This is a genomic window from Micromonospora sp. NPDC005367 (assembly GCF_040606825.1).
Taxonomy (GTDB): Bacteria; Actinomycetota; Actinomycetes; order Mycobacteriales; family Micromonosporaceae; genus Micromonospora.
Genome location: NZ_JBEXFP010000016.1, coordinates 1 through 13,744, shown reverse-complemented (window position 1 = coordinate 13,744; position 13,744 = coordinate 1). Strand labels below are relative to the sequence as shown.

Genomic DNA, 13,744 nt, shown 5'->3' with positions numbered 1-13,744 from the left:
GGCCAACCTGCGGTCGGGCACACTCGCAGCATGCGTCGCCGTTGGCTCCTCGTCGTGGTCGGGTGGTTGGCCACCGCCGCCCTCGCCACAGTGATCGGCCTCGGCGCGATCCGGCTGGTCGGTGAGAGCCTCACCGGAACTCCCGGCGGGGTGCGCGGCGAGGACGAGATCGCTCGGGCGCTCGCCTCCGCCCCACCTGCACTGGCGCGCTCCGGTGCCCCGTCCACTTCGTCGCCGTCCGCGCCGTCGGCGGGCGACTCGCCGGTCCGGCGCACCTTCACCACGGGCGGCGGCAGCGCGGTGGCCGAGTGCGTGCCGGAGGGAGTGCGGCTGGTCTCCTGGGCGCCGGCGCAGGGCTTCCGGGTGCGCGACGTCGACCGGGGGCCGGACGACGACGTCGAGGTCAGCTTCGAGGGGGGCGCCGGAGAGTACGAGCTGAAGGTGCGCTGCCTCGGCCGGGAACCGGTCGCCGTCGAGGACGACTGACAGCCGATGCGCCGACGGTGCCGGCCCGGCCGAATCGGGCGCGGACGAGCGCACGGCGCCGCCCGACCCAGGTCGGAACGTCGCCGCGCTCTGGCCGTCTCCCACCACCGCAGCCGTTCGGCGGTACGACAGCGGGGACCTGGCTCAACCGACGGATCGCCGGTCTGAGAACCTCAATCCCCGGCCGGTACGGCTGCAAACCTCGGTGAAGTGGCGAATTCCACCATCTGCGAGTCCCGGAGTGGCACGACGACCGAACGGGTATGGCGTCGGCATGGAGCATTTCACGATCGCGACCGTCGCCGAGAAGAGCCCCGACTTCCGCCGAGTGCTGTGGACCGGTGCGCACACCCAGTTGGTGATCATGACGATCCCGCCGGGTGGTGAGATCGGCGAAGAGGTACACGAGGGCATCGACCAGATCCTCACCTTCGTCAGCGGCACCGGCGAGGCCCGCGTGGCGGGCGAGAAGCGGGAGGTGACGCAGGGCGATCTCGTGGTCGTGCCGGCGGGTACGAAGCACAACTTCGTCAACACCGGCCCCAACCCGCTGGTGCTCTACACCGTGTACGGCCCGCCGGAGCACGCCGACCAGGCGGTGCACCGTACGAAGGAGGAGGCGGACGCCGCGGAGGCCGCCGGCGACGACGAGCCACCGAACTGACGGAGCGGCTTCGTTGGATCCCGCTCGATCGGGGTACCCCTGGCGGGTGGGTCAGCCGGCGATCTCCGACTACGGATTCCTCTCCGACTGCCGTTCGGGGGCACTGGTGAGCCGGGACGGCTCGGTCGACTGGTGGTGTCCGGACCGGTTCGACGGCTCCGCCGTCTTCGCCAGAGTCCTCGGACCGCAAGCCGGCCACTTCCGGCTGGCCCCGGTCGGCGCGGGCCGCCCCGGTCACCGGGTCGAGCGGAGCTACCACCCCGACACGCTGGTGCTGCGCACCGTGCACCACACCCCTGAGGGGAGCGTCGCGGTCACCGACGCGCTGGCCGCCGAGATCGGGGCTCGGGCGCACCAGCTCGGTATGAACTCCCCAGCCGTGCTGCTCCGGGCGGTCGAGGGGTTGAGCGGCCGGGTCCGAATGGCGCTGGAGTACGTACCGCGCCCCGCACACGGCCTGCTCACGCCGTACCTGCACGATCAGCCGGACGGCAGCGTGCTCGCCACCGCCGGTTCGGTCGTGCTGGTGCTGGGCACCGACGGGCTGCCGTTGAAGGCCGAACAGGACCGGGTGTACGAGGAGTTCGAGGTCTGCGACGGGCAGGTCGTCGGCTTCAACCTGGCATACGGCGAGGCGTACGGGAGACCACCGGTCCGGCTCGACCCGCTGACCACCCTCGCCGAGACGATCCAGGCGTGGGAGGCGTACCGGGAGACGCACCAGTACCCCGGTCGGTACCCGGAGCTGGTCCGCCCCAGCGCCACCCTGCTGACGGGTCTCACGTACGCGCGCAGCGGCGCGGTCGCGGCGGCGGCGACGACCTCGCTGCCCGAGCAGTTGGGCGGCGATCGCAACTACGACTACCGCTACTCCTGGCTGCGTGACTTCTCCATGACGTTGCGCGCACTCTGGGTGGCGGCCTGCCCGCACGAGGCGTCTCGCCTCTTCGCCTGGGTGACCCGCTCGATCGGTCGGATCGGCGACAAGCCCGTGCCGGTGGTCTTCGGGCTCGAAGGGGAGCGGGACCTCACCGAGCACGAGTGCCCGCACCTGCCGGGCTACGCCGGGTCCGGGCCGGTCCGGATGGGGAACGACGCCTGGTGCCAGCGGCAGCTCGACGTGCCGGGCGAGATCATGACCGCGGTCTGGCGGCTGCGCGACTACCTCGGCGAGACCTTCGACGAGGAACTGCGCGAGATGGTGCTGGGCCTGACCGAGCAGGTGGCGTCCACCTGGCGGCTGCCCGACCGGGGGATGTGGGAGACGCGCGACGAGGAGCGCCACTACCTGTCGTCGAAGGTGCTCTGCTGGGCGGCCATGGACCGGGCGGTGAAACTGGCCGACCGGCTCGGTGACCGCGCAGATCCACGGCGCTGGGCTGTGATACGCGACGAGATTCGCGACACCGTGCTCCGTGAAGGCTGGAACGACCGGCTCGGCGCGTTCACGGCCGCGTTCGGCTCCACCGAGCTGGACGCCTCGGCGCTCTTTCTGCCGGTGGTGCACTTCCTGCCGGCGAACGACCCGCGGATGCGCGCGACCATCTCGGTGATCGAGCGCGAGCTGAGCACCGAGGGCGGCTTGGTCCGGCGCTGGAACAGCGATCCCGCGGGCTTCCTGCTCTGCTCGTTCTGGCTGGTCGAGTGTCTGGTGATGACCGGTGAACAGCGTCGGGCCGAGGAGCTCTTCGAGCGTGTCTCCGGGTACGCCAACGACGTCGGTCTGTTCAGCGAGCAGATCGACCTGATCACGGGGGCGCAGCTCGGCAACACCCCACAGGCGTTGTCGCACATCGGCCAGATCAACGCGGCCTGGCGGTTGACCGACCCGACCGCGTTCTGACCGGCCCCTACGCCCTGGTCGGCCTCACGCCAGCACCGGCACGGCGGAGACGTCCACCGTCTCCGGGTATTTCAGGCCCGCACCGGTGTTGAGCACCACCACCCGCTCGCCCGCCCGGATCCAGCCGCCGGCGCGCAGCTGCCGGGCCGCGGTCAGGCAGGCCGCACCCTCCGGGCAGAGGAGCAGCCCTTCCCGGGCGGCGAAGCTCCGCAGGTCGGTCAGGATCTCCTCGTCGGGCACGGCGACGGCCGTACCGGCGCTTTCCCGCAGCGCGGCCAGGATCAGCTCGTCGCCGAGCGGCGCCGGCACCGTGATGCCGAACGCGACGGTGTGCGCGTCCACCCACGGTTCGGCACGCTCCTCACCGGCCGCGAACGCCCGCACGATCGGTGCGCAGCCGGTGGACTGCACCGCCACCAGCCGGGGCAGCCGGTCGGAGATCCAGCCCAGCTCGCGCAGCTCGTGCAACGCCTTGTGGATGCCGATCAGCCCGACGCCACCGCCGGTCGGATAGATGATCACGTCGGGCACCTGCCAGCCGAGCTGCTCGACGATCTCGTACCCCATGGTCTTCTTGCCCTCGAGCCGGTACGGCTCGCGCAGCGTGCCGGCGTCGAAGATCGCTCCGCCGGAGTCGCCGACGAGCTGCGCCACCCGGCGGCCGGCGTCGCTGATCAGACCGTCGACAAGGCGCAGGTCGGCGCCGGCGGCCACGCACTCGCGCCGGCAGATGGTGGGCGCGTCGAGCGGCATGACGATGGTCGCGCCCATCCCGGCCCGGGCCGCGTAGGTGGCCCAGGCCGCGCCGGCGTTGCCGTTGGTCGGCATGGCGATGCGCCGCACGCCCAGCTCACGGGCCCGGCTGATGCCGACCGCCGCGCCGCGGGCCTTGAACGAGCCGGTGGGGATGAGGCCCTCGTCCTTGACGATGAGGTCGGTGACGCCGATCTCCGCGCCGTAGCTGGGGGCGCGCAGCAGCGGCGTCCAGCCCTCACCGAGGCTGGTGACGTGCCGCGGGTCGGCGACCGGCAACACCTCCCGGTAACGCCACAGGTCGGCGGGACGCAGCGGGAGCTGTTCGGGGGTGACCGCGCGGGCCACGGCGGCGAGGTCGTACCGGACCAGCAGGGGCGAGCCGCAGTCGCAGAGGTTCTGCGGCCGGTCCGCCGGATGCTCCTTGCCGCAGCGCGGGCACTCCAGGTGGGTCAGGTACACGTCGCTCCTCGCCGTCAGGTCGCGTCGATGCTCAACCAGCGTCGGCTGCTTCGGCCCGCCTCGTAGCCCGAGTCGAGTCGCTTCGCCACCACCCCGGGGAGCCCCTGCTCTCGGCTGGTGCGCAGGGCCTCGGCGCCGGTACCGGGGAACCACGGCGGAGTCTGCCAGTGCGCGCCCGCCAGCGCCAGACCGTCGAGCAGCTCGCGGCGTTGGGCGTACGGCAGATCGAGACAGGTCACGCCCTCCAGCCAGAGCAGGTCGACCAGGAGGTACTGGGCGCCGGCGGGCACCCGGCTGCCCGAGGTGGGCGGGGCCGGGCGCACCCCGCCACCGCCGCCGATGCGGACCAGGAGGCCGTCCAGCACCGCCTCGGTCGGCGCCATCGCCTCGGCGAGATCGCGCAGCCAGGAGTACCCGCCGGTGATCTCCTCATCGGTCTCGGAGAGCAATCGCAGCCGCCCGCCCGACACGTACGCGATCGCGCGGGTTCCGTCCCAGCGCAGCTCGTACCCCCAGGCGGTCTGGTCCCGGGGGAGGCGGGCGGCGGGAGTGGGACGCATCGGGCGGACCAGCTCGGGCATGCTCGTCCAGCCCTCCGGTGCGGGGTCCATCCGCCGGACCATCCAGTCCCGGCCCTCCTTGCCGCCGGTGGCGAAGAGGACGTACCGCCCGGACGTCCGCTCCCCGTCGAGCACCACGATGACCTCGTCGTCGCGCCATTTCTCGCGGCGATAGGTCCCGCGGTCGTGGATCGTCATCGTGCCGCCGCCGTACTCGCCGGCCGGGATCTCCCCGTGGAAGTCGAGGTACTCCATCGGGTGGTCCTCGGTGTGCACGGCGAGGTGGTTACGACCCGTGTCCCGGGGCAGGCCGCGCGGCACCGCCCAGGACGCGAGCACTCCGTCGTGCTCCAGCCGGAGGTCCCAGTGCAGGCTGCGCGCGTGGTGCTGCTGGATGACGAAGCGGCCGGTCTCGTCGTCGCTCCGCCGCCGGCCGCGCGGCTTCTTCTCCGGCACCGGCTCAGGGGTGCGGGCCGCGTCCCTCCGGCGTCGATACTCGTCAAGCCGGTCGGTCACAGCCCGCATTCTCCGGCAATCCCGGGGTCTCCGCGGGGCGGAGCGGCGCGTTGTTTCGCTCGCACGGCGGGGCGATGACGGGTAGAACGGTCGTCATGGACCACGACGACCAGCCCACCATCCTGCTGCCGGGCGAGGTGCGGATGCCCCTGCTCGGCTTCGGCACCTGGCGGGCCACCGGGAAGGCCGGCTACGACGCCGTACTGGCCGCGCTCGACGCCGGCTACCGGCACATCGACACCGCGACCGTGTACGGCAACGAGAAGGAGGTCGGCCAGGCGGTGCAGGAGAGCGACCTGCGCCGGGAGGACCTCTTCATCACGACCAAGCTGCCGCCGGACCGGGTGGGCCGGGAGCGCGAGACGCTGGAAGCGAGCCTGCGGTCGCTCGGCACCGACTACGTGGACCTGTGGCTGATCCACTGGCCGCCGTCCTCGCCCGGCGACAGCATCCCGCTCTGGCGGGAGCTCCTCGCCGCCAGGGAGGAGAATCTGGTCCGGGCGGTCGGGGTGAGCAACTACAGCACCCCTCAGATCGACGAGTTGATCCAGGCCACCGAGGAGAACCCGGCGGTCAACCAGATCCGGTGGAGCCCTTTCCTGTACGACCGGCAGCGGCACGCCGAGCATCGGGACCGTGGCGTCGTGCTGGAGGGGTACAGCCCGCTCGACACCAGCGACCTCTCCCACCCGGTGCTGGCCCGGATCGCCGCCGCGCACGACGTCTCGCCGGCGCAGGTGGTGCTCCGCTGGCACATCGACCACGAGATCGTGGTCATCCCGAAGAGCGTGACGCCGGAGCGGATCCAGGCCAACGCCGACGTCTTCCGCTTCTCGCTCACCGCCGAGGAGATGCGCGAACTCGACGCGCTCGGCTCGGCCTGACCGCTTGCCAATTTCCTTCACCCGCGCGGCAGGGATTGAAGGGTGCCGACCTTCGCGTACCTGTGGCGGTAGCGTGCCGCCATCACGTCCGTCGATGCGTTGTGACCCCCTCCGCCGCGCGGACCAGCTGAAGGAGTCTCATGGCCACGTCCCGATCCCTCGCCACCGCCGCCGGAAACCGCACGGTCGCCGTCGACCAGCGCGCCACCGGTGGCCAATGGCGCACACTCGGGGCGTTCGCCCTGCCGACCGGCGACACCAACCGCGTGGCGGTGAGCCGGTGGAGCTCGGCCGGCGGTCTGGTCATCGCCGACGCCGTGCGCCTCACCCGCGTCTGACCAGCGCTGTCGGTCGGGCACCGGCAGCCGGGCGGGGCGGCTCCGTGCGTCAGGCGGGGTCGCCCCATCGTTTCGGCGGGCCCCGGTCGCCGATACCGCCGCCGTACCCGCACGCTGGCCGCCCCCGCGGCTGACCTGCCCGAACGCCCCGACCGGAGCGTGCGCCCTCCTGGCACCAAAGCGCCGTGCACCTTGGTGCCACCGCCGTTCTAGTGACTTACCCGGTGCCGCTGGCCATTCTTGTCTCACGGGCCGATCGAGCCCCGGAATTAGGCCGGAAGGGGAGCGGAAGAATGAGGCGGGGAGTTCGAATGACGGTAGTGGCGATCGCAATCTCGATGCTGGGCGTCGCCGTTTCGCCAACGATGGCATCGGCCGCGCCCGCTCCTATCTCAGGGCCGATGTCCGGGGGTAGCGAATGGGGGTGACGTGCACATCGTCAGGGTGGACATGCGGTACTGCAACACAGGCTCACCCTCGCTTTCCGCAGCAGTCATCACCGACCTGATCTGGGCGTACGCCCTACCCGCCGACGGCGTTGAGCACCTGAGGGTGCGGTTGTCCGACCGTCTGGCCTCAATCGTCATCTTCGTTCGCGCTGCCGGGCCGGACCAGGCGCTAATCAAGGCCGACGGCGTCGTGAGACGGGCCGCGAGGTCTCCGGGTCTGCGCGGTTACGAAATTCTTTAGCAAGCATCTGAACGCGTCTGGACGACGCTCCCGCGGGAGACGTTGTCGCGATGTTTCGCGCCCAAAAACAGGCACCTGAAGGAGTATGAATATGTTCGAGAGCAACATTGCGCTGCGGCGCGCCGTCACCGGTCTCGTCGGGGTCTCCCTCGCTGCCGGGCTCGGTGTCCTCGGCGGCCTCGCGACGGAGGTGACCGCCGCGCCACTGGCCGCGTACGCCTCCTCCAACCAGGGGGGCGAGATCACCCGGTCGGAGGTCCTGGCCCGGGCACAGGACTGGGCCGACCACGACTACACCTACACCCAGACCGGCTACGCCTCGGACGTCGAGGGAGACCACTCCTACCGGCGCGACTGCTCCGGCCTGGTGTCGATGGCGTGGCACCTGACCACCTCGTACAACACCGGCGACTACATGAACGGGGCGGCCAGCTACACGCTCGGCAGCCTGAACGACCTCAAGCCGGGGGACGCGATGGTGCGGGACGGGCACATGGAGCTCTTCGCCCGGTGGAAGAGCGACTCGGACCACTCCCAGGGCGCCTACGTCTACTCCTTCAACACCTCCGGCGAGACCGTCCGTAGCCCCAACGGCGAGAGCAACTTCGGCAACCGCGGCTTCAACTCCTGGTCGGAGATGTCCACCTACCGACCCATCCGGTACGACAAGATCGTCGATGACCCGACGCCCACGCCGCCGGAGGACATCCCGATCTCGGGCGACTGGGACGGCGACGGCGACAAGACCATCGGCGTCTACCGGCCGACCACCTCGACCTTCTACCTGCGCAACGTCAACAGTGGCGCCGCCACGATCATCTTCAAGTTCGGCCATGGTCCGTCAGGTGACATCCCGGTCGTCGGTGACTGGAACAACGACGGCAAGGACACGGTCGGTGTGTTCCGGCCGAGTGAGTCGATGTGGTACCTGACGAACGGCACGACGAGTACGGACCTGTCGTTCAAGTTCGGCCATGGTCCGTCGGGCGACCTTCCGGTGGCGGGTGACTGGAACAACGACGGCAAGGACACCGTCGGTGTGTTCCGGCCGAGTGAGTCGATGTGGTACCTGACGAACGGCACCACGAGCATGGACCTGTCGTTCAAGTTCGGCCATGGTCCGTCGGGCGACCTTCCGGTGGCGGGTGACTGGAACAACGACGGCAAGGACACGGTCGGTGTGTTCCGGCCGAGTTCCTCGACGTGGTACCTGACGAACGGCACCACCAGCACCGACCTCTCGTTCATCTACGGCCACGGCCCCTCCGGCGACGTGCCGGTGCCGGGCGACTGGGACGGCGACGGCGACGACACCCCCGGCGTGCGCCGGCCGAGCGACAACACCGTCTACCTCCGCAACACCAACAGCGGCGGGGCGGTGGACAGCCAGTTCGTCTACGGCATCTGAACCGATCGCCAGCGATGCGGGGCCCGGGATCCTTCCCGGGCCCCGCCGTCGTGCTCGTACGGCGACGTTCAGATCCAGCCCCGTCGGCCGGCCTCCAAGCCGGCCTGGAACCGGCTCCGCGCATCGAGGCGATCCATGAGGTCGGCGGCCATGCGCCGGACCGTACGCAGGGAGACGCCGAGCTTGCGGGAGGCCATGTCGTCGGTCTGCCCGACGGCCAGCAGTTCGAGGAGCTGCCTCGTCTGTGGATCGAGCCCGTTGGCGTCGACCGGAGTCGATTCACCGAACGGCACCGCCCCGGCCCACAGTTGCTCGAACAACGCGAGCACGGCCGCCACCACGCCGGGACTGCGTACCTCCACCGCGCCGAGCCTGGTGTTGGCCGGGTCGAGCGGGAGCAGGGCGACCTCGCGGTCGTAGACGACGGCGAGCAGCGGGATCGTCGATGTCGTCCGCAGCTGACCGCCGAGCCCGGTCAGCCACCGGGCGTAGGTGACCAGAGCCGGATCGTTGCGATAGCTCTCCTGGTAGATGCAGCGCAGCTGGATCCCGCGACCGAGCATCTGCTCATTGAGCCGGCCGCTGGCCGCCTTCGCGTCCGGCGTCTGGGCGCTGCGCGGGTTGAGCGAGACGCACTCGGTGCGCGCGCCTCGAGTGAGCTCCTCGATGCGGGCTCGAACCGCCCCGACACCCTCCAACCGGGTCGCGCTCTCTCGCTGTGTCTGCCGTTGCTGTTCGAGTGCGATGGCAGCGATCGCGTCGCGTGTCTCCACAAGCTGGCGCTGGCGATCGAGCATCTCCGACTCGGCCTTGGCCAGCAGTGCGCTCAGCCCAATGGTCGGCTGGACCACGCGCACGCCGTCACCGATCCCGTCCTCGGCCAGCAGCGACAGATCGGCGAGTTGGTCCAGTGCCTGTCGGACCTGCCGTTCGGAGGCGCCCAGGCGTTCCGCCAGGTGCTGCACAGTCCAGGTGTGGTCCGACAGCATCGCCCGGTACACGGTCTCGGTGAATTGATTGATGCCTAACGAGGACAACACTTGTCACGCTCCCATATGCGCATGCGCATGCGGGAGTATGAATGTACGCCGAGTTGACGCACAAGATCCGTTGCGTGACGGGGCGGTGCGCGTCTGGCGGGGTGTCCTGACGCTGCCGCGTGACGCGTTCGACTACCGACGGGAGCGGTGAACCCGGGTCCGAGGCCGCCGGGGGACGGGTGGCCGGAAGTGGGGTCCTCCGGTTGGTGCCTTCGTCCGGGTGCGGGCGGCCCAGGCGGCAGGCCGGTCGGGCCGGGCAGCGGAACGAGATCACCAGGTGGCAGGCGCGTACGGCCCAGCCGGCGGGGCTGACCCACCCGGCGACCCGAACCTCCCTCCACGTGACCGACCACGACCACCGCCGGGAGCGTTCCCGGTGGCCGATCAGCCCTGGTGTGCGCTGATTGCACCGAGTAGTGTCCTGTATCCGACGCGTGCCGAACCCCTCCGGAGGCGTGTACCACCATGCGTGGCTCCCCCCTGCGCATCCTCATCGTCGGCGCGGGCATCGCCGGCCTCGCCGTCGCCCGGGCGCTGCGGTTGGCGGGCTTCCGCCCCGACGTGACGGAGAAGTTGCCGCCGGGGGAGTCCCACGAGACCGGTCTCTACCTTCCCGGCAATGCCGCCCGAGCGCTGCGCCGGCTGGACCTGCACGACCCGGTGCGCCGGCTCGGGCACGTCGTCAACCGGCAGCGCTTCCTGGACGCCGCCGGCGAGCCGCTCTGCGAGGTCGACCTCGACACGCTCTGGGCCGGGGTCGGCGAGTGCCGCGCCCTGCCCCGGGCCGAACTGCACCGGGTGCTGCTCACCGGTGCCGGTGGAGCGGTGCGGCACGGTGCCGAGGTGCGCACCCTCGACCTGCTGCCCGCCGGCGTCGGGGTGACCTTCGTCGACGGCACCAGCGCCGAGTACGACCTCGTGATCGGCGCCGACGGGCCGCGCTCGTCGGTACGCGCCCTGGCGGCGCTCGGCGGCCCGCCCCGTCCCGCGGGCCAGGTGGTCTACCGCACGGTGCTGCGCGACGCCCCGCCCATCACCGAGTGGACCGCGCTGCTCGGGCAGCGCTCCGGTTTCCTGATGGTGCCGATCGGCGCCGGGCGGCTGCACTGCTACGCCGACGAGGCCGGCACCGAACCGCCCGCCGACCCGGTGGCCCGGCTTCGGGAGGTCTTCGGCTCGTACGGCGGCCCGGTGCCCGAGGTGCTCGACGCGGTGCAGTGGGTGAACGTGGGTGTCACCGACGAGGTGGAACTGGGGCGCTGGCACCGGGGACGGGTGTTGCTCGTCGGCGACGCCGCGCACGCCACCGCGCCGACGCTCTCCCAGGGAGCCGCGATGGCCCTCGAGGACGCCGTCGTGCTCGCCGAGTCGTTGACGGCCGCGGGCGACGTCGAGACGGCCCTGATGGCGTACGAGAGTCGCCGGCGCCCGCGTACCCGATGGGTGCGGGACCGCACCCGCGACCGCAACCGGACCCGCGACGTCCCGCCGGCCCTGCGCGACCCGCTGCTGCGCGGTCGGGGCGGCCGCATCTTCGGCGCGCACTACCGGTTGCTGTTGGGTCCGCTCTGAGCCGTCCGGCGCGGCCGATGATCGTAGCTGCCCACCCCACGCAGCGCTGCCACCTGCCGGGGACTATCCTCCTTGCGGATGACGGCTCGCCAGTTCAGCGCGTGCCGAGCGGGACAACCGAGAACCGGAGGCCACTCGTGACCACCGTCGCACCCAAGCCGGTCGTGACCCGGCCCTGGCCGGTCCGAGAACCGGTCAAGGGGTCGGCCATCGCGCGGCTGCTGCGGACCACGGACGCGAAGCAGATCGGGATCATGTACATGGTCACCGCGTTCGCGTTCTTCATGATCGGTGGCCTGATGGCCCTGACCATGCGGGCCGAGTTGGCCCGGCCGGGGCTGCAGTTCCTGTCGCCGGAGCAGTACAACCAGCTCTTCACCATGCACGGCACGATCATGATGTTGTTCTTCGCAACGCCGATCGTGTTCGCCTTCGCCAACTACCTCGTGCCGATCCAGATCGGCGCGCCCGACGTCTCCTTCCCGCGGCTGAACAGCTTCGCCTTCTGGCTGTTCGTGTTCGGCGGCGCCATCGCCACCGCCGGCTTCCTCACCCCGGGCGGTGCCGCCGACTTCGGCTGGTTCGCCTACGCCCCGCTGAGCAGCGTGGAGCACTCCCCGGGCGTCGGCGCCAACATGTGGGTCATGGGTCTGGCCATCTCCGGTCTGGGCACCATCCTCGGCGCGGTCAACATGATCACCACGATCCTGACCCTGCGCGCGCCCGGCATGACCATGTTCCGGATGCCGATCTTCACCTGGAACATCCTGGTCACCAGCCTGCTGGTGATCCTGGTCTTCCCGCTGTTCGCCGCCGCGCTCTTCGCTCTCGCCGCGGACCGGCTGATCGGTGCCCACGTGTTCGACGCGGCAACCGGCGGGCCGATGCTCTGGCAGCACCTCTTCTGGTTCTTCGGCCATCCCGAGGTGTACGTGGTCGCGCTGCCGTTCTTCGGCATCATCAGCGAGATCATCCCGGTCTTCTCGCGCAAGCCGATCTTCGGCTACAAGGGTCTGGTGGCCGCGACGCTCTCCATCGCCGCCCTGTCGATGAGCGTGTGGGCGCACCACCTGTTCGCCACCGGCCAGGTGCTGCTGCCGTTCTTCAGCTTCCTGAGCTTCATGATCGCGGTGCCCACCGGTATGAAGTTCTTCAACTGGATCGGCACCATGTGGCGCGGCCAGGTCAGCTTCGAGACGCCGATGCTCTTCTCGATCGGCTTCCTGGTGACGTTCCTCTTCGGTGGTCTCACCGGTGTGCTGCTGGCCAGCCCGCCGTTGGACTTCCACGTCTCCGACTCGTACTTCGTGGTGGCGCACTTCCACTACGTGCTCTTCGGCACCATCGTGTTCGCGGTCTTCGCCGGCGTCTACTTCTGGTTCCCGAAGATGTTCGGCCGGATGCTCGACGAGCGGCTGGGGAAGGTGCACTTCTGGCTCACCTTCGTCGGTTTCCACACCACGTTCCTGGTGCAGCACTGGCTGGGTGCTGAGGGATTCCCGCGGCGTTACGCCGACTACCTGCCCGAAGACGGCTTCACCACGTTGAACACGGTCTCCACCATCGGTGCCTTCATCACCGGCATCTCGACGCTTCCGTTCATCTACAACTGCTGGAAGTCGTACAAGACCGGTCCGGTGGTCGAGGTCAACGACCCGTGGGGCCACGGCAACTCGTTGGAGTGGGCCACCAGCTCCCCGCCGCCGCTGCGGAACTTCGACCGGATGCCGCGGATCCGCTCCGAGCGGCCGGCGTTCGACCTCAAGTTCCCGGAGCTGGCCGCCGGCGGCCAGAGCCTGGCCGGGCCGCCGGAGGGTGGTGCCAAGCCGCTGACCAGCGAGTCGGACGGCGGGGCCCGCTACACCGAGGACACCACCACCAACATCGACCGGGCCTGACCGGTCAGATCCACGGCACCCACGACGGGCGCCGCCCCCGGACCACCCGGGAGCGGCGCCCGTCGCCATTTCCGTCCCGCCTCCCGCCTGCCCCTGCCCGCCTCCCGCCCGCCTCGCATCCCTCGTCCCGGCCTGCCCTGCCCGGGTCTTCCTCGCCCGTTCTCTTCTTGCCCGGGTCTGTCCTTGCCCGGGTCTGTCCTTGCCCGGGTCTGTCCTTGCCCAGGTCTGTCCTCGCCCAGGTCTGTCCTCGCCCAGGTCTGTCCTCGCCCGGGCCTTCCTCGCCCGGGCCTTCCTCGCCCGGGTTCTTCTCGGCGGGGTTCTCCTTGATCGGGTTCTCCTTGGCCGGGTTCTTCTTGGTCGGGCTCGGTTGGCGCGGCCAGGTCCTCGGTCAGTGCTGGCGTGATCAACTCGACTTCAAGGAAGTCGGGGCGTTCGAACGGTCGGGATAACCCGAATTCCATGAAGTCGGGTCGGTCATCTCGCTCTGGTCCCGCCCCGCCCACCCGACCCCACCCCGCCCGGCCCGGCCGGCCCGGCTGAAGATCAGGAAGGCAGCGACCACCAGGAACGCGAGCTGCGCCAGCCGGGGACGGCGTGGTGCCAGCAGGGCCAGGGCGGCCACCCCGAGGC

The 13,744-nt window shown here is 70.5% G+C and carries 12 protein-coding genes; 8 read left to right on the top strand and 4 right to left on the bottom strand.

Going from position 1 to position 13,744, the window contains the following annotated elements; all coding sequences use genetic code 11:
* Positions 1–30: 30 nt before the first annotated feature.
* From ABZS42_RS13785 to ABZS42_RS13775, 3 genes are all read left to right on the top strand, one after another.
* A complete protein-coding gene (locus ABZS42_RS13785; protein ID WP_355145020.1) occupies positions 31–486 on the top strand; it encodes a septum formation initiator in 456 nt (151 codons plus the stop codon).
* Between the two features lie 274 nt (positions 487–760).
* Positions 761–1,150 (top strand): cupin domain-containing protein, encoded by a 390-nt coding sequence (locus ABZS42_RS13780; RefSeq protein ID WP_355145018.1) that lies wholly within the window; start codon positions 761–763, stop codon positions 1,148–1,150.
* A gap of 46 nt (positions 1,151–1,196) precedes the next feature.
* Positions 1,197–2,993: a glycoside hydrolase family 15 protein gene (locus ABZS42_RS13775; RefSeq protein WP_355145016.1), complete on the top strand. Its 1,797-nt coding sequence runs from the start codon at positions 1,197–1,199 to the stop codon at positions 2,991–2,993.
* A gap of 24 nt (positions 2,994–3,017) precedes the next feature.
* Here the strand turns inward: ABZS42_RS13775 and ABZS42_RS13770 are convergent, their stop codons facing one another.
* Positions 3,018–4,208: a threonine synthase gene (locus ABZS42_RS13770; protein ID WP_355145014.1), complete on the bottom strand. Its 1,191-nt coding sequence runs from the start codon at positions 4,206–4,208 to the stop codon at positions 3,018–3,020.
* Positions 4,209–4,222: 14 nt separating this feature from the next.
* Positions 4,223–5,284 (bottom strand): DNA polymerase ligase N-terminal domain-containing protein, encoded by a 1,062-nt coding sequence (locus ABZS42_RS13765; protein WP_355145012.1) that lies wholly within the window; start codon positions 5,282–5,284, stop codon positions 4,223–4,225.
* A 95-nt stretch (positions 5,285–5,379) separates the two neighbouring features.
* Between ABZS42_RS13765 and ABZS42_RS13760 the strand changes: the two genes are divergently transcribed.
* The 3 genes from ABZS42_RS13760 (at position 5,380) to ABZS42_RS13750 (ending at position 8,604) form a co-directional block, all read left to right on the top strand.
* A complete protein-coding gene (locus ABZS42_RS13760) occupies positions 5,380–6,168 on the top strand; it encodes an aldo/keto reductase (RefSeq protein ID WP_355145010.1) in 789 nt (262 codons plus the stop codon).
* A 140-nt stretch (positions 6,169–6,308) separates the two neighbouring features.
* Positions 6,309–6,506: a hypothetical protein gene (locus tag ABZS42_RS13755; protein WP_355145008.1), complete on the top strand. Its 198-nt coding sequence runs from the start codon at positions 6,309–6,311 to the stop codon at positions 6,504–6,506.
* A gap of 781 nt (positions 6,507–7,287) precedes the next feature.
* Entirely contained in the window at positions 7,288–8,604 is a 1,317-nt protein-coding gene (locus ABZS42_RS13750; protein WP_355145006.1) for a hypothetical protein, read from the top strand.
* Positions 8,605–8,672: 68 nt separating this feature from the next.
* Here ABZS42_RS13750 and ABZS42_RS13745 read toward each other — a convergent pair whose 3' ends face one another.
* A complete protein-coding gene (locus ABZS42_RS13745; RefSeq protein WP_355145004.1) occupies positions 8,673–9,644 on the bottom strand; it encodes a LuxR C-terminal-related transcriptional regulator in 972 nt (323 codons plus the stop codon).
* Positions 9,645–10,109: 465 nt separating this feature from the next.
* Here ABZS42_RS13745 and ABZS42_RS13740 point away from each other — a divergent pair, with 465 nt between their 5' ends.
* Positions 10,110–11,216, top strand: coding sequence for an FAD-dependent monooxygenase (locus tag ABZS42_RS13740; protein WP_355145002.1), 1,107 nt, complete (start codon positions 10,110–10,112; stop codon positions 11,214–11,216).
* Between the two features lie 137 nt (positions 11,217–11,353).
* The gene (gene ctaD / locus ABZS42_RS13735; protein ID WP_355145000.1) at positions 11,354–13,114 is read left to right on the top strand and encodes a cytochrome c oxidase subunit I; all 1,761 of its coding nucleotides are present in this window, start codon (positions 11,354–11,356) and stop codon (positions 13,112–13,114) included.
* 403 nt (positions 13,115–13,517) lie between these two features.
* On the opposite strand, the gene ABZS42_RS13730 is transcribed toward ctaD, so the two are convergent.
* Positions 13,518–13,744 (bottom strand): hypothetical protein (locus ABZS42_RS13730; protein ID WP_355144998.1); only part of this gene is annotated, 227 nt, incomplete at its 5' end.

Coding starts and splice junctions, on each gene's coding strand:
- ABZS42_RS13785 (WP_355145020.1), top strand. CDS start 31: ATGCGTCGCCGTTGGCTCCTCGTCGTGGTCGGGTGGTTGGCCACCGCC.
- ABZS42_RS13780 (WP_355145018.1), top strand. CDS start 761: ATGGAGCATTTCACGATCGCGACCGTCGCCGAGAAGAGCCCCGACTTC.
- ABZS42_RS13760 (WP_355145010.1), top strand. CDS start 5,380: ATGGACCACGACGACCAGCCCACCATCCTGCTGCCGGGCGAGGTGCGG.
- ABZS42_RS13755 (WP_355145008.1), top strand. CDS start 6,309: ATGGCCACGTCCCGATCCCTCGCCACCGCCGCCGGAAACCGCACGGTC.
- ABZS42_RS13750 (WP_355145006.1), top strand. CDS start 7,288: ATGTTCGAGAGCAACATTGCGCTGCGGCGCGCCGTCACCGGTCTCGTC.
- ABZS42_RS13740 (WP_355145002.1), top strand. CDS start 10,110: ATGCGTGGCTCCCCCCTGCGCATCCTCATCGTCGGCGCGGGCATCGCC.